The organism is Halovibrio variabilis, from assembly GCF_007991175.1.
Lineage (GTDB): Bacteria > Pseudomonadota > Gammaproteobacteria > Pseudomonadales > Halomonadaceae > Vreelandella > Vreelandella variabilis.
Genome location: NZ_BJXV01000010.1, coordinates 40918 through 63562, shown reverse-complemented (window position 1 = coordinate 63562; position 22645 = coordinate 40918). Strand labels below are relative to the sequence as shown.

The following is a 22645-nucleotide window of genomic DNA, read 5'->3' as shown; positions in this document are numbered from 1 at the left end:
GACACCTCCCATGAAAAATACCCCTGCGACGGACTTGGCTCCTGTCGCTAAACGGCCGACGCCATCCGGCGGTTTTCAGGCGTGGCTGCCACGCTTGGTGCTGGCACCGTCGGTGGCGATTTCGCTGTTCTTTGTGTACGGCTTTATGTTGTGGACCTTTGTACTCTCGCTCACCAGTTCGCGCATGCTGCCCAGCTATGACTTTGTCGGCTTTGGTCAGTATGCCCGGCTAATGCAAAACGAACGCTGGTGGGTGGCGTCTACCAACCTGATGATTTTTGGCGTGCTGTTCGTCGTTATTTGCCTGGCGATTGGCGCGCTGCTGGCGATACTGCTCGATCAGAAAATTCGTCAGGAGGGCGCGCTGCGCACGATCTACCTCTACCCCATGGCGCTCTCTTTTATTGTCACCGGTGTGGTGTGGAAATGGCTGCTGAACCCGCAGTTAGGTATCCAGGCCATGGTGCAGAGCTGGGGGTTTGAGTCATTTCGGTTCGATTGGATTACTGACCCGGACATGGCGATTTATACCTTGGTGATTGCCGCCGTGTGGCAGGCGTCAGGCTTTGTGATGGCGCTATTTTTAGCCGGGCTCAGAGGTATCGACGACAGCATTATCAAAGCGGCCCAGTTGGATGGCGCCAGCCTGCCGCGGATTTATCTGCGCGTGGTGATGCCGTGCCTGCGCCCGGTAGTGTTTAGCGCAGTGATGATTTTGGCCCATATCGCGATTAAGAGCTTTGACTTGGTCGTGGCGCTCACTGGCGGCGGGCCTGGCTACGCCACCGATCTACCCGCCACCTTTATGTATGCCCACGCCTTTACCCGCGCTCAGATTGGCCTAGGCTCCGCCAGTGCCATGCTAATGCTGGGTGGCGTGTTGGCGATTTTAATTCCTTACCTCTACTCCGAATTAAGGAGCCGCAAGCATGGCTAATGTGATTCGTCGTCAGACGCCCGCTGCGCGGCTAAGTCGAGGGCTGCTTTACGGCGTACTAATACTCGCCGCACTGTTTTATATCCTGCCGCTGGTGGTAATGCTGATGACCTCGGTGAAGCCTCTCAGTGAAATCAGTGCTGGGTCGCTGCTGTCGCTGCCGCAAAACCCGACCCTTGCGCCGTGGACGAAAGCCTGGGGAGAAGCCTGCACCGGCATGCGCTGCGATGGCGTCGGTGGCTACTTCTGGAACTCCTTTGCGATTGTGATTCCGGCGGTGCTGATTTCCACCACGATTGGTGCCCTCAACGGCTACGCGCTGACCAAATGGCGTTTTAAAGGCTCGGAATTAGTCTTTGCGCTGATGCTGTTTGGCTGTTTTATTCCCTTCCAAGTGGTACTGCTGCCCATGGCGCAAACGCTGGGCTGGCTGGGTATCTCCAGCTCCCGCGCCGGGTTAATTCTGGTGCATGTGGTATTTGGTATTGCCTTCACCACGCTGTTTTTCCGCAACTTCTATGTGGGTATCCCTAACGAGCTGGTATCGGCGGCGAAGTTGGATGGCGCGGGCTTTTTCCGCATCTTCTGGCGCATTCTGCTGCCGGTTTCCGCGCCGATTATTGTGGTTTCAGTGATTTGGCAGTTTACCCAGATCTGGAACGACTTCTTATTCGGTGTGGCGTTTTCGGCCCACAACACTCAGCCCGTTACCGTGGCACTCAATAATTTGGTCAATACTTCCACTGGCGTGCGCGAGTACAACGTGGATATGGCGGCGGCGATGATTGCCGCGCTGCCCACCCTGGTGGTGTATGTGCTGGCGGGAAAATACTTCGTGCGCGGGCTGACTGCCGGTTCCGTTAAAGGCTAGTTTTTAACAGCCTAACAAAAATAGGATTTTCATTATGGCAGCGTTAGAAATACACAACGTGCGCAAAGAGTTCGGTAGCGAGCGGGTGCTCAAAGACGTCAGCATCTCAATCGATTCCGGCGAGTTTTTGATTCTGGTCGGGCCGTCTGGCTGCGGTAAGTCCACGCTGATGAACGCTATCGCCGGACTAGAGCCGGTGACGTCCGGCAATATCTATATCGATGGTGAAGACGTCACCTGGCGCCCCCCCGCGGATCGCGATATCGCCATGGTATTTCAGTCCTACGCCCTCTATCCCAGCATGAGCGTGCGCCAGAACATCAGCTTTGGGCTGGAAATGCGCAAGGTGCCCAAAGCCGAGCGGGAGGCCGCCGTAGAGCGGGTAGCCGATCTGCTGCAGATTACTCACCTGCTGGAGCGTAAGCCTGCTCAGCTTTCCGGCGGGCAACGTCAGCGGGTAGCCATGGGGCGGGCGCTGGCTCGGGAGCCAAAGGTGTATCTGTTTGATGAGCCGCTCTCCAACCTGGACGCCAAGCTGCGCGTGGACATGCGCACCGAAATCAAAAAGCTTCACCAGCGCCTGGGTACCACCATTGTTTACGTCACCCACGACCAGGTCGAAGCCATGACCCTGGCCGACTGCATCGCGGTGATGCGTGACGGTCATATTCTACAGCTGGGCTCGCCGGATGAGGTCTACAACAACCCGGTGGATATGTTTGTGGCCGGCTTTATGGGCTCGCCGTCGATGAACTTTATTCGCGCCACGCTTGAAGATAGCAACGGCGGTTATCAACTGCGGATTGCCACGCCGGGTGAGGAGGAACTGGTGTTGCCCTGGCCGGAGGCGCGTATCGCTCCCGACATGGCCGAGCGGCTTAACCAGCCGGTCATTCTTGGCCTGCGCCCGGAGCACTTCAGCGAAGAAGATGAGCGGTTAACCTCGCAAGCCGAAGGAACGCTGCTGAGCGCCAGCGTTGCAGTGGTAGAGCCAACCGGCGCCGATATACTGTTGCGCTTACCGCTGGGTGAACAGGAAGTAACCGCTCGCGTTGGACCGAAATGCGCGGTAGTCGCCGGGGAGCGCTTGTCGCTGCGTGTCGATATGGGCCGCGCGATCTTATTTGATGCCGAGACCGAGCAGCGTATCGCGTAAGCGCCCACGATGGGGCGCCTTAGCGTGTGATTAGCCAGTTAACCGCTACGCGCGTTGGGCGGGGGCAGGCTCTTTATCGAGTCGTTTAATCTGCCGCCATAAATCTTGGCGTAAATCAGCGATTTTGGGCTGCTCATCGGCGCTGAAGGGCACCGGACGGCAGAGGCGCTGGGCGCGCAGGCCTAAGCGCGCGCTCAGCAGGCCGGTAGCCAAGCCCTGCCCCGCACGGGCGGAAAGGCGCCCGGCTAAATCCAGCGAGAGCATATCCATACTGGCGTCGGTGGCCAGTTCGCTGGCCCCGGCAAAGGCCATATTGTGAAGCACGTTTCGAAACAGCCGCAGTCGGCTGGCGTAGCCTAGTTCAAGCCCATAAAGGCGGCAGAGCCGATCGACCATTGCTAAGCTGCGCCAGGCCACCAGCGCCATATCCACTAGCGTTAGCGGGCTGATCGCCACCATAATCGCGGTTTCGCCGGACATGCGGGTTATTAAACGCTGGGCTTCGCGGTCACGTGGTGCCAGCAGATGATAACGCAGCAGCGTCTGAATCTCCTCCCCACTATGGTGGGGCTGGCTGGCGCGTTGAAAGGCCAGCCAGTGGGGGTCATCGTCGGCGAGTTTGAGTTGGCGCTTAAGCTGCCCGGCCATAGCCTGGGCTTGTTTTGGAGAGCGCTGTGGCAGCTCGGCAAGATCGCCGCGCAGTTTGTCGTGGCGTTTCAGGCGGCGCAAACGGCCCAGCTCTTTGAGCAACGAGATTCCCCCCAGACCGATCAGGCTGATGCCGAACAGCTGCCAGGCCATGGTGAGCCATTGTGATTGCGCCATGGCATCTGGTAAGCCGGTGATCAGCTCAGCGGTACCCAGCCCAGCACCGCCAACCAGGGCAAATATTAGCCCCCAGCGGCGTTTGCGCGGCGCCCCTAAACTGGCCGCTGGCAGCGCGTTGTCTTCCGGAAGTGGGGCCAGGGGGTGGCTCTCGTTGGCGCTGGCAAAGGCCTCGCGCTGGCGCAGGGATGACGCTGGGTCAGCCGCTTCTTTGGGGCTGTCGCTGTCGTCCAATTTAAAGTGACGACGCGGCTGTGGGTCGGTCATGTCAGTTTATCTCCAATCAGCCAGTCGATGGCGGCATCCATACGGATATGATCCAGGTCTTCTGAGGGGGTGTGCATGGGGCGAAAGCCGGGGAAGTCGAAGCCCTGCTGCTGCCAAAAGTCGGCTTTAGGCAGGCGGCTAGGCACATCGCCGGGGTAGACCAGCACCTCTTCGCCTTCCAGAGTGGTGCCGCGTAGCGCTGGTGAGCGCTTACCTTCATGGGTCACCTCGCGGGCTTCGGTGGCGCGAATGGCTGCCAGCGAGAGCGCTTTGACCGGCACATTGGCAAAGCGCAGGTCTTTAAGCGGTTCAGCCAGCAAGGCCTCTAACAGCTGCACCAGGTGACCGTGCTGATCAGGTGTCACGTGGTCCGCTTTGGTGGCGGCAATCGCGAGGCGATCAATTTTAGGCGCGAACATTCGCGTGAGCAGGCTGCGCTTGCCGTAGTCAAAGCTGTGCATTAACTGGCGCAGCGCGCGGGAAAGGTCTTCGAACCGCTCAGGCCCGGCATTGAGCGCGCCAAGCACATCCACCAGCACAATCTGGCGGTCAAAACGGCGGAAGTGATCGCGATAAAAGGGCTTAACCACCTGCTGCTGATAGTAGCGAAAGCGTGCCGCCAGGGTAGCGTAAAGGCTGCTGGCGGGCAGTGCTTCCAGCGCTTCTTGAGAGGCGTCGAGCTGCGGCAGTGGAAAAAACTGCAGCACCGGCGCGCCTTCCAGTTCGCCGGGGAGTAAAAAACGCCCTGGCTGTAAGTCGGAAAACCCCGCCTGTTTGGCGCGGCGCAAACCCTGGGCGTAATCGTCAGCTAGGGCAGCGAGCTGGGCTTCATCGGCTTCGCCAGCGGGGTCGAGCTGTTCTACCGCCGCCAGCCACTCGCTAAATAGGCCACGGCGCTGTTCGCCTTGATGCAGGGCTTGGGCTTGGCTCCAGCTGTAAAAGTCGTGCTGCAGCAGCGGTAAGTCGAGCAGCCACTCGCCGGGGTAGTCAAATAGGTCCAGCGTAAGGTGGGCAATTTCAGGGGTTAGCCAGCCGCTGCGGGCCGGGCGGTAGCGCAGCTGTAAGCGTAACTCGCTGATACCACGTGTGGGTTCCGGCCAGCGCGGCGGCGAATCGCGTAGCGCGGCCATGCCGGGGTCGTAGGGAAACCGCGGTACACCCAGGTCGGGTTGGTTAAGCCGCTGGGCACCCAACAAGCGGCCTTCCCGGGCAGCGGGGAGTAAATCGAGCCGCGCCTCGACGCCTGCATGGCGCAGCTGATTAACCAGCGAGGTCAAAAAAGCGGTTTTCCCCGCTTGGGAGAGACCGGTGACCGCTAAGCGCAACTGGCGATCCCTTCCACGCTCCAACAAATTGCTCAGTTCGCGACTTAACGGCTGGCGCATCCTTTCGATCCCTTTGCGGCTCTTGACTAGCCTTCATTGACTAAACATTAATACCAGTTGTGACAGCATTGGCAGGGTGGCGATCAAAAAACCGACCCCCGCGAGCGTGTAGCCTGGCCAGCGGCGGGTCATCTTTTGCGCCAGGGTAAGGCCGAACAAGCACACCACCATACCGATTAAATTAAACGCCAGCGTGGCGGCTTCTAGCCATTGTTGCGGATCCATCGGATCTCCCTAGCTCAAGTCATGATGGGCGTACGATAGCAAAGTATGGATGAACCGACGATTAACCGCGGCTGAGGTTGGTGCCTAGCAAATGCTGAGCACCAGGTACCAGCCAGACCGGATCCAGGCGCGTATTGGCGGCTTCCACACAGATAAAGCGGCGCGCGGCGTCGGCGGGGGTGTCGCTGGGCAGGTCGTTGTTGGGGTGCCATACCACCGTCGAGTCGCTCGACTGTTTGCCGATACGCAGGCTGCGCTCACCATCATTGAGCATCACCGCTTCGTTGGTGTGGTAAATGCGGTCAACAGCGCCCTGAACGGCCAGCGTGCCCTGCTGTTCAGATTCCGCAAAATCGCGCAGTTTGTCGAGGTAACGCGCGCCGGAAAGGCCTTCGAGGCGGCACTGATGGGTGTCAGCAACGGCTAAGTAGGTGTGCAGCGCGCCGCTGGTTTTGATTGGCGTTTCGCCGATGTTTTCGCTAATCAGCTCAACGTTTAAGCGCTGGGCGTTGGCTTGTACCACCAAACGCGCGGTGAGCATTGTATGCAGGGGATGTTCGGGGGAAAGGTGGAGTTCAATGCCTTCGGCGTGCTCGTCAACCGCATCCAAGCGCCAGCTAGCGTGGCGGGCGAGGCCATGGAAGGGGCCATCGTGATGGGGGCTTTCGTCGGCGTAGCGCTCGTCGGCAAACCACGGCCAACAGAGCGGAATACCGCCCCGGATAGCGCCTGGCAGCGCCTGGGGGGTCGGCGTCAGCCATAGCCAATCGGTATCGCCAGCAGGGCAGAAGTGCAACACCTGGGCGCCCTGTAGACTGATCGCCAGCTCACCCCACGGCATATTGAATAACACCACGTCGCGGCCTTCCCACTGAGCGGTTTGTTGACCTTGGGTGCTGCTAAGCAAGTGTTTGAGCGAGTAGGGGATCATGATTTTTCCTTTAGGGTTGCCTAGCCGCTAGACTAGGAGGCGCCGAACAGTAACGCTGTGTGCTATGGTAGAACAAGCGTGACTCGAAGGTAAAACGCGTAGCTATTATGCTTACTAACATACGTAGCTAAAATGCGTCATTGAAACCCGTCATTAAAATAGTAAGGAGACTATATGGGCTTTATTGCGTGGTTAATTATTGGTGGTTTGGCTGGTTGGATTGCTGGCAACATCATGCGCGGCGGCGGTTTCGGTATCCTGGGTAATATCGGTGTGGGTATCGTCGGTGCGGTAGTAGGCGGTTTTTTGTTCAGCCTTTTAGGCCTTACTTCCGGTGGCTTTATCGGTTCGCTGGTGACCGCGACCGTGGGGGCCGTGGTGCTCCTGTGGGTGATTAGCAAGGTCAAACAATCGTAGCTGTTGCGTTGCTACCCGTATGACGTCCGCCCGGCTTTATGCCGGGCGGTGCCGTTTATACCTGCCGATGATAGCTACCGATCATCAATACCGATGCCTAGTGCTATCGGTGTTCGCGTCACTTTCCGTTACACTGGCATCTTTATTCCGGCGTATTGCTGGTGACATTGTGTTATTCCGAGGTGCCTCTTGATCGACGCGTTAAATGCCTGGTGGGCTCAACAGCTCGTGTTGTGTGATTGGGCGTTTACGCCTGATCCGCTGGCGGTCGATGCTAGCGCGGCGGAACAGCGCCTGCTGCAACTGGGGATTGCCAACCGGGGCGAGCTCGCCGAACAACTATTCCACGGGCTGGGTGCTCCAGCAGGCCATGCCGACCGCCTGCTCTGCGCGTTGGAATGGGCCGCGCTGGCCGGTGCCGCGGGCTGGTTGGAAGCGGACCAAGCCCAAACGTGGGCGCATCACGTCACCCGCCGCATTGCCCGTGACTATAGCGACCTGCGCGCTTGGCTGGCTGACTTGCGGCGTGCGTTAGGCGCCCGGGGTTGGGAAGTGGGTGCCGACGACCGCTTTATTGATGCCTGCCAGGCGCTGGCAACGCTTGAAACGGATGGCGATGGCATCACCTGGGAGGTGCTCGAAAACGCCTTGAGGGAACTGCCTGCCCCCGCCTCGCTATGGCCTCAGCAGCCCCAGGCGCAAAGTTGGCGGCTGTGCGCGCTGTTTCGGCCGATCATCGTTTATCCCGCCAGCTTCGCCGACTGGCCTGAAGCCACCGAGTGGCTGGACCAGGTATGGGAGGTTCATGACCGCGATGCGTTGCTGGGCGTCATGCTCTGGCTAGGCGCTCAAGGCGAGCGCCAGCGCTGGGATATCGAAGCCCGCGAGCTTTTGAGCATGGACAACGCCCAGCGCATGGAGTGGCAGCGCGGCGTGGTCAAAGAGTCGCCTTATGCGCCGGTATTAAATCAGTTTGTGACCCAGGGAGAGCCCCTGGAGTGGGCGGCTTGGGATTGGCTGCGGTTAGTTGAACTGGCGTGGGCCGGGGCCTGCTGCAGTTGGCTTAGTCAGGACGAGGCCGATGATCTAGCGGGGCACGCTGCTGATCTACTCAGCCGCCGTTATCACGATTGGTACGCCGTGCTTAACGCCTACGACCGGGGTCAGAGCCTGTTTGACGGCATCGACCGGCGGGGTAAAACCCCCAGCGAACGACATCAGCTACTGCTGCACAGCGCCCATAGCCCCTGGCGGCGTCCCCCGGGAGAGCTACTGGACGCGCCCACGCGCAAGGCATCCCAAGCGCGCATTTGCAAGTGGCGCAATACTTCCCACCATTGGTTATTAGCCTTGGCCAGCGTGCGCGAACCGGATGCCATGCTGCGCCAAATAGACCCTTCAGCCGCGCTACCGGAAGAGCAGCGTGCCGACGCGGCGGTGTATTTGCAGGAATCGCTGGGCTTGCATGCAGATGAAGGCGCTCATGCCCTGGCGCGCTACTGGCTGCCCGCCCAGGCACATCATCTTAATCAACTGGCGGCCGACGCGGTGCACGGCGTTCTACCGCCTTCGCAAAGCGTGTTTGGTCAGCCGACGCCGGAAGAGCTTAAGCAGCGTAACGCCGTGAAGGGCGTCAGTCGTCATGCCGCCACGATCCATATGGCTGAAAAATTCGCCTTCTATCTGCATATGTCGCTCGACAGCGGCTTATTTGATCGGGCGCCTTTGCTAGATTACGCCAGTTCACTGCGCAGCTGCCTGTGTCGTTTTTACCCCAATGCCAAGCGCCTGTTAGAGGCTTGGTTTGCCTGGGAGAGCTGCTTGCCCGAGCCCGAGCATGACTCGCTGGTGAACGAAATCATTTGGCATATTGAAGACCCCGGCAGCCTGTTTCACTGGCTGGATTGGCGCCACGATGCCTGGTGCGAGCCGGGGAGCCGCCCCACCTTGAGTCATTTCACCGCCATGTCGCTGGTGGGGCCACTGAACAGTGCGGTGTGGAGCGAGCCGCAGCCTGAGAGCGCGCGCGAATGCGCCGAGATCCGTGAGTGGGTGGAAAGCCACTATCACTTGAGCAGTGCCGAGGATATGCGCGAGTTCTTGGCCTATATGCTCGAATCGGGCGATCGCCAGGAATACCAAATTAACTATGCGCCCTACACGCTTAACCGCGAGCGGTTGGACGCCGAGATCGCGATTATGGAATCTGGCCACTGCGCTGAAGATAATCGCCACCACCTGCTGCGCTTGTGCCGTGTCCGCGACAATGAAGATGGCTGTAATGAGACAGATATGGCCGCCTGGGACATTGCCCAACTGATTGATTTGGCGATTGCCGCCCGGCAGTTAGGCTGGCTGGACAGCGCTGCCTTTGCCAACGTGCTGGACCGTGCTTATCAATTAGCGGCGGACCATTACGCTGGGTGGCATGAGTACGCTTTGGGTATGTACGCCGGGTTTTCGTTTTTTATGGGCGAAACCCCAGAGCGCGAAAGCTTTTTAGCCGGTTTTCGTCAGGCATTGGTGGCCTGGATCTGCGGTGCACCGGTTTTGGCGGGGCCATGGGTAAGCCTGGACTTCCCCGGTAATAAACCGCGCCATTTTGCGCCGCTGCATATCGATACGCTGCCGGGTGATCAGCGCACGTTACATTGAAGCTCGCCAAACCGATGATAATTAGCTTATAGTCGTGCTTAGGAAAAATTTATTTTGTTATTTCGCCCTTTTTTCAATATCACGAGGTTAATCGCATGGTTGCGTTGCCACGCCCCGCTGTGATCGCTGTTCGTGTTGTCAGTGTCTGTTTTGTGGTTACGTTGGTCGCTGGCTGCGCAGGCTCTGCGCGACAAAGCAATACCCAGGCGCCGGATAATTACTTCGCCATGAAAATGCCGGGAATGGGGGCGAAGCCGAAAATGTCGCCGGTCGATCCCATCAATGACCAGTTGCGCAGTTTGCCAGCACCGCCGCCCTCCGTCATTCGCCAGGCGCTGCTGGCTCAGCACCAGCGTTGGTCGGGTACACCTTACCGGCTCGGCGGCACCTCCGAGCGAGGGATTGACTGCTCCGCCCTGGTGCGCAATGTTTTTCGCGACACTTTTAATTTAGAGCTTCCGCGTTCCACCCGTGGCCAAATACACGAGGGACGCCCGATCGACCGCCAAGAGCTGCAGGCGGGCGATCTGGTGTTCTTCAGCCCGCCGGGTCGCTATAACCATGTGGGTATCTACGTGGGCGATGGCTACTTCCTGCACGCCTCGACCTCGCAAGGGGTGATTATTTCCAGCCTGGATAATAGTTATTGGCAGCGCTACTACTGGCAGTCACGTCGCGCGCTGGAGCCAACGCATCTGGCCCAAGTGGGCGGCAGTGTTTTCCAGTAGCCTAACGTCATTATTCTAGGAAAGGCATGATTGAAGCCAAAACGCGCGCCTGGTGGCGCGCCACCTTGGCGCTTTGCCTCGGCTCATTTCTGGTGTTTATTAATCTGTATGTGCCGCAGCCGCTGTTGCCCGGCTTGAAAGACACCTATGACGTCTCGACCCTGGGCGTCAGCCTGCTTATGTCGGTCTCAACGCTCTCGCTCGCTTTGGCGCTACTGGTATTTGGGCCGCTTTCGGATGCCATCGGCCGCGAAGCGATCATGCGCATTACCTTGCTGCTCGCGGGCGGCTGTTCCCTTGCCTTGGCCTTTGCGCCTACCTTTGAAAGCCTGCTGCTGTTGCGTCTGGTGCAGGGCTTTGTGCTGGGTGGGCTGCCTGCGGTGGCGATCGCCTGGATGGGCGATGAGTTTTCAAAGCCTGCGTTGTTAAGCGCCGTGGGGCTCTACATTGGCGCCAACTCACTCGGCGGCATCAGTGGGCGTATTGTGGGCGGTGTGGCGGGGGATCTCGGTGGCTCCACCGCGGCGTTTTTAGCGGTAGGGGTGATGACGCTGATAGGTTGCGTGGTGTTTTGGCGATTGCTGCCCAACAGCCGCGCCTTTACCCCCCAGCGTTTTGAACTGCGTAAAGCCGTGGACGACTTATGGGGCCATTTGCGCAGCCCGGTGCTCCTCGCTGCCTACTTTTTGGGCGGCATCAACTTCCTGATTTTTATCAACCAATACAGCTATATCACCTTTCGGTTAGCAGCCGACCCTTATCGCCTAGCTGCCAGCGGTTTGGGGCTGATTTTCTTGACCTACCTGGGCGGCACTTTCGGCTCGATGATTTCCGGGCGTTTGGCCAGGCGCTTTTCCCCGGCGGCGTGCATGATGGTGGGCGTGGTGATTTTAATGCTGGGCACGGCGATTACCCTGGCGGATTCGCTGGTGCTGATTATGCTTGGCTTAACGGTTAATGCCTTCGGCTTTTTCATGGCCCACTCGTTGGCATCTAGCTGGGTAGGGCGTTATGCCCAGGGTGCCCGGGGCAGTGCTTCAGCGCTGTATTTGGTTTTTTATTATCTGGGCGCCAGCTTAGGCGGCTTCTGGCTGGAGCCATTTTGGCGCTGGGCCGGTTGGCTGGGAGTAAGCGTCGGCTCCTGGCTGTTGCTGAGCATCACGCTGCTGCTTGCCTTCGGCCTGTGGCGCTTTGAACGTCACCAGAGTAAAACGGTCGCGAGCTAAAGCTACCTCCCACTGGTGCCACTATCAGGCTGGCAGGTTGATTGTGGGAGGGCGCTTCAGTGATGGTCCGACATTTCGGCGAAGGGGCCGCAGGCACCCCTTGGTTTGATGAGGCTGGGAGCCTGAACGGTCGCGAGCTAAAGCTGCCTCCCACAAGTGCAACTCCCATAGCTATCATAAGTGCAGCTATCAGGTGGTAGAGAGGAGCGACGAGGTACCCTTTTATTCAGCTGACCATGACGTCAGTTGGCCATCGTGTAAGTGGTAGCGCTGTGGGCAGAGCCGTTCCAGTAGCGCGGTGTCGTGACTAATCACCAGCACGCCCAGCTGGCGTTTTTCCGCCTCTTGTTTTAACGCCTGCCAAAGTTCAAGTTGGGTAATCGGGTCGAGCATCGTTGAGATTTCATCGGCGATTAGAAAGCGTACCCCCGGGGCGAGTGCGCGGAGTACGCAAACTCGCTGTAGTTCGCCGCCGGAGAGCGCGTGGGGGAAACGCGACAGCCAGCCGGGCTGTATGCCAAACGCTTGGCACTGGGCGTTAGACGGCGCCCAGGCTTCACGTAGAATTTTGCCTACCCGCCAGCGTGGGTTCACCGCCAGTTCCGGCGATTGCGGCAGCCACTGCACGGGTTGCAAGCCTCTGCTGGGCAGCGCCTCGCCATCTAAGCTGATATGGCCCGCCTGGGGGGTTACGTAGCCCGCCAAGAGTTTCCCCAGGGTTGATTTGCCTGCCCCAGAGTCGCCGCTCAAGCCTACCCACTGACCCGCGCTCAGCGTGAGCGAGACCGCTTGCAGTAGCGATACACCGGGTGAAAACTGAAAGCTAAGCTCGCGGGCTTCAAGCAACGTTAGCCTCCTTTTGGATATCTTGCTGAGCTTTACGGGTCCCGCGGATTGAGAAGCTATTGTCGGGCAGTGCCTGCCACAATGCCTGCGAATAAACAGCCGTCAGCGAGTCGCCATTACCTTGAAAGGCACTGGCAGCCGCGGTCTCGACCTGCTTGCCGTGGCGCATAATAGTGACGCGATCGGCAATGGGGAGCGCATGGCGTAGGTCGTGGGTAATCAGGATCACCGTTTTGCCCTGGTCGGCGAGCTCGCGCAGCGCCGCCAGCACGCGCTGGCGCTGGTGCGGGTCGAGACCCACGCTGGGCTCATCGGCAATCACCAGCTGGGCCTGACTCACATGGGCCATGGCCGTCAACACGCGTCTAGCCATACCGCCGGAAAGCTCATGGGCGTAGGCCTGCTGGGCGCGGGCGTCCAGCTGGTAATGATCCAATGCCAGCTGGGCGGCGTGCCGGGCGCTCTTGGAGGGTTGCCCTGAGCGCTGCGCCGCCCAGGCCACCTGGCGCTGGGTGCGTACCAGCGGATCTAAAGCGTTTAGCGATTGGGGTATAAGCGCCAGCTCTCGGCCGCGAAGTTGGCGTTGGCGTGGCCTATCAAGAGGAGACCCTTGATAGTAAAGCTGCCCGTTCAAACGTGCGGGTGTGGGTAGCAACCCCATCATCGCGTAGGCCAAGAGGCTTTTCCCAGCGCCTGAGGCACCCACCACGGCATGCACCTCGCCTGCTGAAAAGTGCAGCGAGAGCTTATCTAGACAGGTCGTCCATTCACGCTTCCACCAGGAGGCGTACACGGGTAGCTGCAGCGATAGTTGGTCAATCGTTAACATGGCAAGCCTCCATTAACAGTTGCCTTAAATGCGCTAAAGCGCCCGGCGCAGGTGGTTGGAAAGGCGCTCGAAGCTCAGCACCATCATCAACAGCGCCAAGCCTGGAAATACCCCCAGCCACCAGTAGCCGCCGCTTAGGTAGCGCATGGCCTCGGCCAGCAGTACGCCAATGGCAGGCTGGCTGGGGCTTAGGCCAAAGCCCAAAAAGGTTAACGCCGCTTCATGCAGAATCGCGTGGGGAAACAGCAATAGGGCGCCGACCAAACAGTGGGGAATAAGGTGGGGCAGCAGGTGAGCGTGGAGCACAAACCAGCGCGACTTGCCCAGCGCCTGCGAAATGAGTACGTAAGGGGCTTGGCGTAGCTGCAGTAATTCGGCGCGCAGCACCCGCGCCAAACGCGGCCAGTGAGTAATCGCCACGGCAATAATTACCGCCTGGGTGCCGCCACCCAGGGCAAAAGCGATCAGCATCAATAAAATCAGGTGGGGCACGCTGAGCAGCGTATCAATCACCAAGCTAACCAGCGCATCCAGCCGCGGTGATAGCGTGGCCAGTGCCGCCAGGCTAAGTGCAATCAGCGTGCTCAGTAGCGCCGCCAGACAGCCCACCCAAAAGCTGAGTGCCAGCCCGGCCAAGGTGCGCGCCCAGAGCTCCCGCCCCAGTGCATCGGTGCCGAGCCAGTGATTAAGGCTGGGTGGGGCCAGCCGGGCGTCAAACTGCATTTGCTGCGCGGAATCACCCAGCAGCCACTGGCTGGCGACCAGCCCCAGCACCAACAGCGTAGTGACGCCCAGGCTCAAGGCGGCACGCAGCCGTGGTTGCGCTTCGCTCATAGGCCACCTGACTGAATGCGTGGGTCAATGACGGCGTACAGGCTGTCGGCGATTAGATTGCCAACGCTGACAAACAGCGCGGTAAATAGCGCAATGCCTAATAGCAGCGGCACATCACTGCGCAAGCCCGCCGCCACTGTGGCTTGGCCTAGGCCTGGGTAAGCAAAAACCTGCTCGATCAAAATAGAGCCGCCAAACAGTTCGCCCAGCGAGGCAAACGCCAGGGTCATCGCCGGTAAACTGGCGTGCCGGAGGCCGTGTCGCCAGGCGACGTCTAAGCGACTAGCACCCTGGGCGAAAGCATGGGTGGCAACCGCTGAGCGCATTAATTCAAGCATGCGGGCGCGGGTGTGCAGGGTGATAGTGGCGATGCCCAGCAGGGCCAGCGTGGTCACCGGCAGCACTAGATGGTGCAAGCGGCTCAAGAGGGTAACTTCCTGGCTCAAGATGCCAGTTGGGCCAGCGCAGCAGGTCGGCGTCCAGCCTAAGGTGACCGAAAACAGCAGCACGGCGAGTATCGCCAGCCAAAAGGCGGGCGTGGAGGCGGTAATGAAGGCGTAAGTGCTAATGGCGTTATCCAGCTTGGAGCCCTCCTTGGCACCGGCCGCTACGCCGAGGCTAAACCCCAGCAACGCTGAGAGCAGCCAGGCGCTGCCCAGCAGTATAATCGAGCGTTGAAAGCGCTGGCCGATAACTTCGCTAACCGGCTGGTTATACACGTGGCTCCAACCTAAATCACCGCTGACTAGCTGACGCAGCCAGTGGCCAAACTGAATAGCAGCTGACTCATCAAAGCCCCAGCGCTGGGCAATCAGGGCGCGCTGTTCAGGGCTGACCTGGGCCATTTGCGGGCCCAGGTAGGCATCAATGGGGTCAATGGGTGAGGCCATCATCAGTCCAAACGACACCAGCGCCACGCACAGCAATACCAGCGCCAGACGAACAAGGCGCTTAGCTATCAACGCTGTTAATCGCACGTCCAGCGCCACTCAAGTAGGTTGGCGGTGACTGGCCAGCCGTGCCCGTGAGGGGCCACGCCCAGCTCACCCACGTCTAAGCAGGTATTGGCAAAATAGACGTGCTCAAGGTTGACCAGCCAGGCCCAGCTGCTATCGCCGCGTACGCCGTAGCCGGTAGCGCCGTCCCACTGCGCCGCCTGCCATTCACGGTTAGCTTGCTCAATGCTCTCAGCGGCCTGGGCGGCATCCAGGTGGGCGTCTACCGCCGCGTTGGCGTAGAAACCGCTGTTGTAGAAGCCGTTGCCTGCGTGCTGACTGTGGAAGAGGTAGTAAATCTCTTGCGGGCTGTGGCTGCCAAAGCCAAACAGGATGGCGTCTTGGTGCAGCGCTTCGCGCTGGATGTCATCCCAATGGCGGCCGGTGGGCTGCATCTCAATCCCCAGCGGGCGCACCATTTCTGCGCTTACTTCGGCGAGCAGTTGCCGGGTAGTATCGCCGGCGGGGTAAGTAAGCCGAAAGCGGGCGGGTAGGTCATCCTTATAGCGCAGGCCATCGTCGTGCAACTGCCAGCCCGCGGCGTCGAGTATATCGGCGGCGTGGGCTAGGTTGGGCGCTTCCATTTGCTCCTCTTCATCGCTCCAGGGCAGGCCGTCGGCGGGCCCAAAGGCAGGGCGCCCATAGCCGTGCAGTGCCACTTCCACCAGCGTATCGCGATCAACGGCAAGGTTGATGGCCTGGCGGATTGCCAGGTCAGCGGTCACATCGTTGCCGATTGGCGCCCCTGACGCCGCATGCTCGCCGTTGGTAAACCGCATGGGGAACAGAATGCCGCGGTTATCGACGCTTTCCATCGTCAGTCGCTGCATGTGCGCCGGTACATTGGCCGCCAGCGCCGGTGGCACCGCGGCGATATCCACTTGCCCCGCGTGGGCCGCGCTGAGGGTGGCGTCTTCGCCGGTGAAAAGAAACACCAGCCGATCAAAGGCGGGAGTAGGGCCGTAGAAGTAGGGGTTGCGTTCCACAATCAGCTGCTCGCCTTCCTGCCACTCGACCAGTTGATAAGGGCCGGAGCCCATTGGTTGCCTGCCGTACCCGTCGCTATAGCTGTTTTGGCGCTCGGCGTGAGGCACAATGCCTAGGGTGACTAATTGATCAAGAAAGGTAATACGTGGTGCACGCAGTTGTAGCATAACGGTATCGCTACCCACGGCCTTGGCTTGTTCAAGTGCGCTAAGGTCAGCCCGGCCGCCTGCTTGGGCAGCGGCGTTAAAGGTATAGGCGACGTCGTCGGCGGTCAGCGGCGTGCCGTCGGCAAAGCGCGCATCGTCGCGCAGTGTTAGCGTCCAGGTCAGGCGGTCTTCGGACAACGACCACGCAGTGGCGAGTTCTGGCTGCGGCGAGAGATGCTTGTCGCGGGAGAGTAGCGTCGACTGAAATAGCGGATTGCCATACTGCCCCCAGCCTAGCAGCGGGTCAAAGCCTTGTTCGGGTTCGCCGCCAATCGCTAAAATTAATGTCTCTTTTGCCTGTGCGGTGCTGGCGACGACTAAACAACCGCTGGCTAAGCAACTTAGCGCAATACTCAGTAAGATAGGCCGAGTGGGTTTAGCCATCGCTTTATCCTTTATGCTGTTAACGTCGCTAGTATGATGTTTATATAAGAACATCATACTACCGCTGGCAGCAGCACATGAAAAGTTAATCAGGACAGGGGGCGTGAATGCAGCGTGTAACGGTAACGCTTGATGAGGAGCTGCTGGCAGAAGTGGATGCGTTGATGCGCGAACATGGCTACCAAAATCGCTCAGAGGCGATTCGCGATTTGACCCGCGGTGGCTTAAAGCAGCTCAGAGAAGAGGCCGCGCCGGACTCGCTTTGTATGGGGGCACTGGTGTATGTCTACGATCACGCCGCTCGCGAGCTTTCCAAGCGCTTAACGCGCCACTCCCACGACCATCACCACCTCACGCTGTCGACCCTGCATGTGCACATTAACCACGACAGCTGCCTGGAAGTGGCGCTGCTCAAAGGCCAAGGGCGTGCGCTCAAGCAGTTTGCCGCCGAAGTAACGTCATCAAGAAGCGTTCGCCACGGGCAGCTAGTGCTGATACCCGATGAATAATCAGGTTTATTGGCAGGCATAAAAAAAGGGCGACCCGACAGGGTCACCCTTTTAGAACAAAAGCGCGCGAGCAATTAGTGCTCAACGCCGCCTTCGCCGTGCACGTGGCCGTGCTCAACTTCTTCATCACTGGCTTCACGGACTTCAGCGATCTCAACGTCAAAGTTGAGCTGCTGACCGGCCAGCGGGTGGTTGCCATCAACCACGACCGTATCGCCTTCGACTTTCTTGACGGTAACCATCAACGGGCCGCCTTGGGTCTGGGCTTGGAACTGCATGCCCGGCTCAACGCTTTCAACGCCTTGGAACGCATCGCGAGGAACTTCTTGCATTAGCTGCTCTTGCAGCTCGCCGTAACCTTCTTCAGGCGATACGGCAACGTTCAGTTTTTCGCCCGCAGCGCGTCCTTCCAGCTCTTTCTCAAGGCCCGGAATAATGTTGCCGGCACCGTGGAGGTAGGTAAGCGGCTCACGGCCTTCTGAACTGTCTAACACTTCACCAGCATCGTTGGTCAGAGTGTAGTGAAACGCGACAACCGAGTTTTGCGCAATTTGCATGGAATAACCTTTCGGGGGAGTGCATGTTCCAATATGGTAACGCGTGTACGCCGGCTTGTCAGGGGGTAGCGGCGCTTTTTCCTACCCACGGCTTAGAGCGGTATTGCGCGTTAAGGTGACCAGGGATACCCTACGACCATCACTTATTTCCTTTTCCTTATCATTTTGCGGAGCATGCAATGACGATCTTGATTATTTGGCTTATCGCGTTCTGCCTGATTGCGTATTTTACGTATCAGCGCTGGGACAGTGGCGTCAGCCAGGGGTTAGATAAGGTATTGCCCGGCTTTTTGAAAAGCCATGGGGAAAACCGTTATCTATGGGTATTGACGCTGAGCGTATTGGGCGCGACGACGTTAGTTAAGCCGGTTGATATACTGCTGGTGACTATACTGCTGGGGCTAATCGGTTGGGGTATAACGGCCCTGGCTAGCTGGGCGAGTAGTAAAGCTAACCACTGATTGAGCTCATAACTGAGCCTACAGCAGTCTCTACCGTCATAAAAAAGCCCGACCATCAGGGTAGATGGTCGGGCTTTTTTTGTGGCGTTTAACCGCTATTGATCAACTTTTTTACATCAATAGGGTGCAACGCTCAGGTTAGCGCCACTACCGATCAAGCGAACGCGCTGGCCGGCTTGGAATTGGCGATCTGCACGCTGAACGACGACGACGTCGGAGCCGTCGTCAAGGCGAATTTCCATCTCCAGCGCATTGACGCGGTTAGTGGCGTCTTCAGCGGCCGTGCCTGCCACTGCACCGCCTAAAGCGCCAGCAACCGTTGCCAACTGACGGCCTGAGCCGCCACCTACTTGGTTGCCTAAAAGACCGCCAATGATGGCACCGCCACCACTGCCTAGAAGCCCTCCAGCACGGCTATCAGCTTGAATCTGTACCGGGCGAACCGCCACGATAGTGCCATAAGTGACGCTTTGGCTCGTTTTAGCTTGGTTGCCGCTGTAGACATCGCCAGAGTAGCGGGATGTGTTGGCACAGCCAGCCAGCGCGAGAATGCTCAGAGCGACAACAGGTAGAAGAAGACGTTTCATTAAAACCTCCGGGGTATTGCTATGCGCATAACCATAACCGAGTGGCTAGTAGTTATAGAACAGTGTTCGCTAAAGATAGCGGATGTCAAACGCTTTGACCAGCTATCATTTGAAAAGATCAGTGCTGGCAAGAAAAAAAGAGCCAAGCAAGAGCACACCCAAGAGTTTAACAGCGGATTAAGAAAACAGCGTGCAAATACCCCCAAAAAAACCACAGCAGGAAGCCGGTGTGGCCTCCTGCTGTGGGGTTCGCTGGCTAAATCCAAGCGGTAAAATGCTTAATTAACCAAACTGGTTCATGGTGTTGTCTGTGCCACCGGCTTTGAGCGCAGCATCGCCTTGGAAGAACTCTTTGTGGTCATCGCCGATATTGGAGCCGGCCATATCCTGGTGACGAACCGTCGCAATGCCTTGACGAATCTCCTGACGCTGAACGCCTTTCACGTAGGCCAGCATGCCTTCGTCGCCGAAGTAGCCTTTGGCCAGATTGTCGGTGGACAGGGCGGCTGTGTGGTAGGTCGGCAGCGTGATCAAGTGGTGGAAGATGCCCGCTTCGCGCGACGAGTCGCGCTGGAAGTTGCGCGTCCACTCATCGGCCAGCTGACCCAGCTCGGTGTCGTCGTACTCGGCGTTCATCAGCTTGTCGCGCTGATAAGCCGACACATCTTTGCCTTCTTCCTGCCAGGCATCGAACACCTGCTGGCGGAAATTCAGGGTCCAGTTGAACGACGGCGAGTTGTTGTAAACCAGCTTGGCATCGGGCACGACCTGGCGAATCCGGTTAACCATGCTGGCGATCTGGCCCACGTGAGGCTTCTCGGTTTCAATCCACAGCAGGTCGGCGCCGTGTTGCAGGCTGGTGATGCAGTCCAGAATCACGCGATCTTCGCCAGTGCCCGGCTTAAACTGGTAGAGGCCCGAAGCGAGACGCTTGGGTTTGACCAGCTTGCCATTTTGCTTGATGACCACGTCGCCGTTATTGATATCGGCGGCGTTTTCAATAGCATCGCCATCCAGGAAGCTGTTGTACTGATCGCCAAGATCCCCAGGTTCATTGGTAACGGCGATTTTTTGCGTCAAGCCAGCGCCGAGGGAGTCGGTACGCGCGACGATAACCCCATCGTCGATACCCAGCTCCAGGAAGGCGTAACGCACGGCGTTGATTTTGGCCAGGAAATCTTCATGGGGAACGGTTACTTTGCCGTCTTGGTGGCCGCACTGCTTCTCATCAGACACCTGGTTTTCCAACTGAATGCAGCAGGCCCCCGCTTGAATAAACTTCTTGGCCAGCAGGTAAGTGGCTTCTGCGTTACCAAAGCCTGCGTCGATATCGGCAATGATCGGCACGATATGGGTCTCGTAATTATCGATTTTGCTGATCAGTTCCTGCTCTTTGCCGCTGTCGCCAGCTTCTTTGGCTTCATCCAGGGCGCGAAACAGATGGTTAAGTTCCCAGGCGTCGGCTTGCTTCAAGAAGGTGTAGAGCTCTTCGATCAAGTTGGCAACCGAGGTTTTTTCGTGCATTGACTGGTCGGGCAGCGGGCCGAACTCGGAGCGCAGTGCGGCCACCATCCAGCCTGATAAGTAGAGGTAGCTACGCTTGGTGGTGCCAAAGTGCTTTTTGATCGAGATGAGCTTCTGTTGACCGATGAAGCCGTGCCAGCAGCCCAGCGACTGGGTGTACTGGGCGGTATCAGCATCGTAAGCGGCCATGTCTTCGCGCATGATTTTGGCCGTGTAGCGAGCAATGTCCAGGCCGGTGTGAAAGCGGTTTTGAGCGCGCATACGAGCGGCGTACTCAGGCTTAATCGCTTCCCATTTGCCGCCTTGGGCTTCGCGCAGTTGCGCCATGGCTTTGATATCGTCAAGCAGTCCTGTCATGAGCTTACCCTCTTTGGTTGTCATCGCCGTTCTTAAAGGCTGATCGCATTTTGCAAATCAGCGCTAGAGACGTTTGGTACAGCGCGGCGGGCTTGAAGATTTCGCTACATCGCCTTAACGCTGCAATGCAACAACTATCCACTAGATGGGCGTATTCAACAATTGACACTTGGGGGCACGGCGCGTTGTAACCCGACTACATAGAGGGGCAAAAGCACGGGGTTTGTGTAGTGGTTTTTCGTCCAAAGAGCATAAAAAAAGCACTGCCGAGGCAGTGCTTTTGTTCAATCAAGATGGCTTGTTAAGCGAGTGAAAGCGTCATTTCCCGGTGAGGAATGCCCGCATCAAGAAACGCCTCGCCGTGGGCGACGAAGCCTAGCTGCTCGTAAAACGCCAAGGCGTGCACCTGTGCGCTGAGCGCCACCTGTGAGTGGCCCGCATGACGTGCCGCCTCAATCGCGGCCTTCATTAACAATACGCCGATGCCGCTGCCGCGGGCATCAGCAAGCACCGCGACACGACCAATGTGCGCATCGGGCAGCAGGCGGGCGGTGCCTACCGGTTGACCGTCGAGCATGGCGAGAAAGTGCTGGCACTCAGGGTCAAGGCCATCCCACTCCTCTTCCTGGGGGACGTTCTGTTCGTCAATGAACACAATGCGCCGGATTTCACTGGCGGCCGGGCCAAGGGTTGCCCAGTCGCCGGTGCTAATACTTGCCACCGCCATTGATCAATGCTCCTGGTCGTCATCGCCTTCTTCGTCGCTCATAAAGCCGAGGCTGCCGGTATTGACCAGCTGTGTGAACAGGGCGGCGGCGCCTTCAAGTTCAAGGTCATCGGCGTAGAGCGGGGTGTTGTCGGCGACACGTTGCGCCAACGCCTTAGAGCAGGCATGGCCGTCGCCATCGGCAAACAGCGTGATGCCGCTGGCATCGCTGCGCCAGGCGAAGCGCGAGCCGGGCATAGGGTAAAGCGGTTCGCCCTCTTGTAGCTGAGCGACAAGCGCCGTTTCGGTCAGCGGCGTTTCCAGCGGTACCACTTGATCGATATATTTTGGCTGGGTCATAACGCGACCAAACCACTGGGCGAGCTGGGTAGGATTGTCGAGCGTTGAGATAATCAGCTGGCGCATACGCTCAACCGCCGCATCGTCTATTTCACCCGTTTGTTCAGGGGGCGCCATGCCCGCATCGCTGTAGCGCTGGGAGGCGGGCAGCTGCTCGCCCAGGTAGTCGGCGTAGGAGGTGATGGCCTCGTCGGCGGAAGGGGCGCGAAAACCGATCGAGATGGTCATGCAGTCATCGCTTTGACTAACGCCATGGTGCGCCCAGCCGGGGGGCAGGTAGAGCATATCGCCCGGGTCCAGTACCCAGTCGGAGTCCGGCTCTACGTTGAAGTCCTTCAGAATCCGCAGGTCAATGCCTTGGATAATCGGCGCATCTTCGGTCAGTTTGCCCCCCAGCTGCCAGCGGCGGTGGCCGCTGGCCTGGAGTAGAAACACATCGTACTGGTCGATATGCGGGCCCACATTGCCGCCGGGAGGCGCGTAGCTGATCATCACGTCATCGAGCCGCCAGCGGGGTAGAAAATCAAACTCATCCATCAGCGCCGCCACGGCAGGCACGTAGTGGTCAACGGCCTGCACCAGCAGGCTCCAGTTGGTTTCCGGCAGGCGTTCAAAGGTGGCGTCATCAAAGGGGCCCTGGGAGACCTGCCAAGGACCATCCGGGCCTTCCTCTTCGACTAAGCGTGCCTCTACGCCGGGCTCGCAGGCGAGTCCAGCCAGCTCATCGGCTTCAATGGGGCTAATGAAGTCCGGAAACGCGCCGCGAATCAGCAGCGGCTTTTGCTGCCAATAATGGGCCAGAAAGTCGGCGGCAGAGAGATCGCCCAGCAGGGTTAACGGCTTATCGTGATGGTTCATGGCATGCCCTGACGTTAGTAAG

General features: G+C 58.7%; 23 protein-coding genes. 9 read left to right on the top strand and 14 right to left on the bottom strand.

The features are described from left to right. The first annotated feature begins 10 nt into the window (after positions 1 to 10). The 3 genes from HVA01_RS09665 to HVA01_RS09655 are packed head-to-tail and all read left to right on the top strand — an operon-like array spanning position 11 to position 2964. A complete protein-coding gene (locus HVA01_RS09665) occupies positions 11 to 937 on the top strand; it encodes a carbohydrate ABC transporter permease (protein ID WP_146875113.1) in 927 nt (308 codons plus the stop codon). Beyond that, positions 930 to 1808, top strand: a complete 879-nt coding sequence (locus HVA01_RS09660; RefSeq protein ID WP_146875112.1) for a carbohydrate ABC transporter permease — start codon at positions 930 to 932, stop codon at positions 1806 to 1808. The genes HVA01_RS09665 and HVA01_RS09660 overlap by 8 nt, the downstream gene beginning before the upstream one ends. 34 nt (positions 1809 to 1842) lie before the next feature. Next, positions 1843 to 2964, top strand: a complete 1122-nt coding sequence (locus tag HVA01_RS09655) for an ABC transporter ATP-binding protein (RefSeq protein ID WP_146875111.1) — start codon at positions 1843 to 1845, stop codon at positions 2962 to 2964. Between the two features lie 45 nt (positions 2965 to 3009). Here the strand turns inward: HVA01_RS09655 and HVA01_RS09650 are convergent, their stop codons facing one another. From HVA01_RS09650 to HVA01_RS09635, 4 genes are all read right to left on the bottom strand, one after another. Then, complete coding sequence (locus tag HVA01_RS09650) at positions 3010 to 4056, bottom strand: YcjF family protein (protein ID WP_146875110.1); 1047 nt, start codon at positions 4054 to 4056, stop codon at positions 3010 to 3012. Next, positions 4053 to 5441 carry a YcjX family GTP-binding protein gene (locus HVA01_RS09645; protein WP_146875109.1) on the bottom strand — a complete coding sequence of 463 codons (1389 nt, stop codon included), beginning with the start codon at positions 5439 to 5441 and terminating at the stop codon, positions 4053 to 4055. Before HVA01_RS09645 ends, HVA01_RS09650 begins: the two co-directional genes overlap by 4 nt. Before the next feature lie 33 nt (positions 5442 to 5474). Beyond that, positions 5475 to 5666: a hypothetical protein gene (locus HVA01_RS09640; protein WP_146875108.1), complete on the bottom strand. Its 192-nt coding sequence runs from the start codon at positions 5664 to 5666 to the stop codon at positions 5475 to 5477. A 61-nt stretch (positions 5667 to 5727) separates the two neighbouring features. Continuing rightward, positions 5728 to 6597: a D-hexose-6-phosphate mutarotase gene (locus tag HVA01_RS09635; RefSeq protein ID WP_146875107.1), complete on the bottom strand. Its 870-nt coding sequence runs from the start codon at positions 6595 to 6597 to the stop codon at positions 5728 to 5730. Between the two features lie 174 nt (positions 6598 to 6771). Between HVA01_RS09635 and HVA01_RS09630 the strand changes: the two genes are divergently transcribed. The 4 genes from HVA01_RS09630 to HVA01_RS09615 all read left to right on the top strand — a co-directional run bounded on the left by HVA01_RS09630 (position 6772) and on the right by HVA01_RS09615 (position 11623). Continuing rightward, positions 6772 to 7014, top strand: a complete 243-nt coding sequence (locus HVA01_RS09630) for a GlsB/YeaQ/YmgE family stress response membrane protein (RefSeq protein ID WP_146875106.1) — start codon at positions 6772 to 6774, stop codon at positions 7012 to 7014. 189 nt (positions 7015 to 7203) lie between these two features. Beyond that, the gene (locus HVA01_RS09625; RefSeq protein ID WP_146875105.1) at positions 7204 to 9669 is read left to right on the top strand and encodes a DUF1266 domain-containing protein; all 2466 of its coding nucleotides are present in this window, start codon (positions 7204 to 7206) and stop codon (positions 9667 to 9669) included. A gap of 95 nt (positions 9670 to 9764) precedes the next feature. Beyond that, positions 9765 to 10397: a C40 family peptidase gene (locus HVA01_RS09620; protein ID WP_146875104.1), complete on the top strand. Its 633-nt coding sequence runs from the start codon at positions 9765 to 9767 to the stop codon at positions 10395 to 10397. Positions 10398 to 10423: 26 nt separating this feature from the next. Further along, positions 10424 to 11623, top strand: coding sequence for an MFS transporter (locus HVA01_RS09615; RefSeq protein ID WP_146875103.1), 1200 nt, complete (start codon positions 10424 to 10426; stop codon positions 11621 to 11623). 222 nt (positions 11624 to 11845) lie between these two features. Here HVA01_RS09615 and HVA01_RS09610 read toward each other — a convergent pair whose 3' ends face one another. From HVA01_RS09610 to HVA01_RS09590, 5 genes are read right to left on the bottom strand one after another with little or no spacing between them, the layout of a single operon-like run. Continuing rightward, on the bottom strand, positions 11846 to 12469 hold the full coding sequence (locus HVA01_RS09610) for an ABC transporter ATP-binding protein (protein WP_146875102.1): 624 nt from the start codon (positions 12467 to 12469) through the stop codon (positions 11846 to 11848). Continuing rightward, the gene (locus HVA01_RS09605; protein ID WP_146875101.1) at positions 12462 to 13298 is read right to left on the bottom strand and encodes an ATP-binding cassette domain-containing protein; all 837 of its coding nucleotides are present in this window, start codon (positions 13296 to 13298) and stop codon (positions 12462 to 12464) included. Before HVA01_RS09605 ends, HVA01_RS09610 begins: the two co-directional genes overlap by 8 nt. A gap of 33 nt (positions 13299 to 13331) precedes the next feature. Then, on the bottom strand, positions 13332 to 14132 hold the full coding sequence (locus HVA01_RS09600) for an ABC transporter permease (RefSeq protein WP_146875100.1): 801 nt from the start codon (positions 14130 to 14132) through the stop codon (positions 13332 to 13334). Next, positions 14129 to 15109, bottom strand: a complete 981-nt coding sequence (locus HVA01_RS09595; RefSeq protein ID WP_146875099.1) for an ABC transporter permease — start codon at positions 15107 to 15109, stop codon at positions 14129 to 14131. The genes HVA01_RS09600 and HVA01_RS09595 overlap by 4 nt, the downstream gene beginning before the upstream one ends. Next, positions 15100 to 16704 (bottom strand): ABC transporter substrate-binding protein, encoded by a 1605-nt coding sequence (locus tag HVA01_RS09590; RefSeq protein WP_146875098.1) that lies wholly within the window; start codon positions 16702 to 16704, stop codon positions 15100 to 15102. The genes HVA01_RS09595 and HVA01_RS09590 overlap by 10 nt, the downstream gene beginning before the upstream one ends. A gap of 107 nt (positions 16705 to 16811) precedes the next feature. Between HVA01_RS09590 and nikR the strand changes: the two genes are divergently transcribed. Then, complete coding sequence (nikR, locus tag HVA01_RS09585; protein WP_146875097.1) at positions 16812 to 17213, top strand: nickel-responsive transcriptional regulator NikR; 402 nt, start codon at positions 16812 to 16814, stop codon at positions 17211 to 17213. Between the two features lie 74 nt (positions 17214 to 17287). Here nikR and HVA01_RS09580 read toward each other — a convergent pair whose 3' ends face one another. Then, positions 17288 to 17770, bottom strand: a complete 483-nt coding sequence (locus HVA01_RS09580) for an FKBP-type peptidyl-prolyl cis-trans isomerase (protein WP_146875096.1) — start codon at positions 17768 to 17770, stop codon at positions 17288 to 17290. 179 nt (positions 17771 to 17949) lie between these two features. Here HVA01_RS09580 and HVA01_RS09575 point away from each other — a divergent pair, with 179 nt between their 5' ends. After that, a complete protein-coding gene (locus HVA01_RS09575; RefSeq protein ID WP_146875095.1) occupies positions 17950 to 18231 on the top strand; it encodes a hypothetical protein in 282 nt (93 codons plus the stop codon). 116 nt (positions 18232 to 18347) lie between these two features. On the opposite strand, the gene HVA01_RS09570 is transcribed toward HVA01_RS09575, so the two are convergent. From HVA01_RS09570 to HVA01_RS09555, 4 genes are all read right to left on the bottom strand, one after another. After that, a complete protein-coding gene (locus HVA01_RS09570) occupies positions 18348 to 18818 on the bottom strand; it encodes an outer membrane lipoprotein (RefSeq protein ID WP_146875094.1) in 471 nt (156 codons plus the stop codon). 282 nt (positions 18819 to 19100) lie between these two features. Then, positions 19101 to 20699 carry an isocitrate lyase gene (locus HVA01_RS09565; RefSeq protein ID WP_146875093.1) on the bottom strand — a complete coding sequence of 533 codons (1599 nt, stop codon included), beginning with the start codon at positions 20697 to 20699 and terminating at the stop codon, positions 19101 to 19103. Positions 20700 to 21000: 301 nt separating this feature from the next. After that, complete coding sequence (locus HVA01_RS09560) at positions 21001 to 21426, bottom strand: GNAT family N-acetyltransferase (RefSeq protein WP_146875092.1); 426 nt, start codon at positions 21424 to 21426, stop codon at positions 21001 to 21003. Positions 21427 to 21429: 3 nt separating this feature from the next. Further along, positions 21430 to 22623 (bottom strand): cupin domain-containing protein, encoded by a 1194-nt coding sequence (locus HVA01_RS09555; protein ID WP_146875091.1) that lies wholly within the window; start codon positions 22621 to 22623, stop codon positions 21430 to 21432. Positions 22624 to 22645 lie beyond the last annotated feature (22 nt).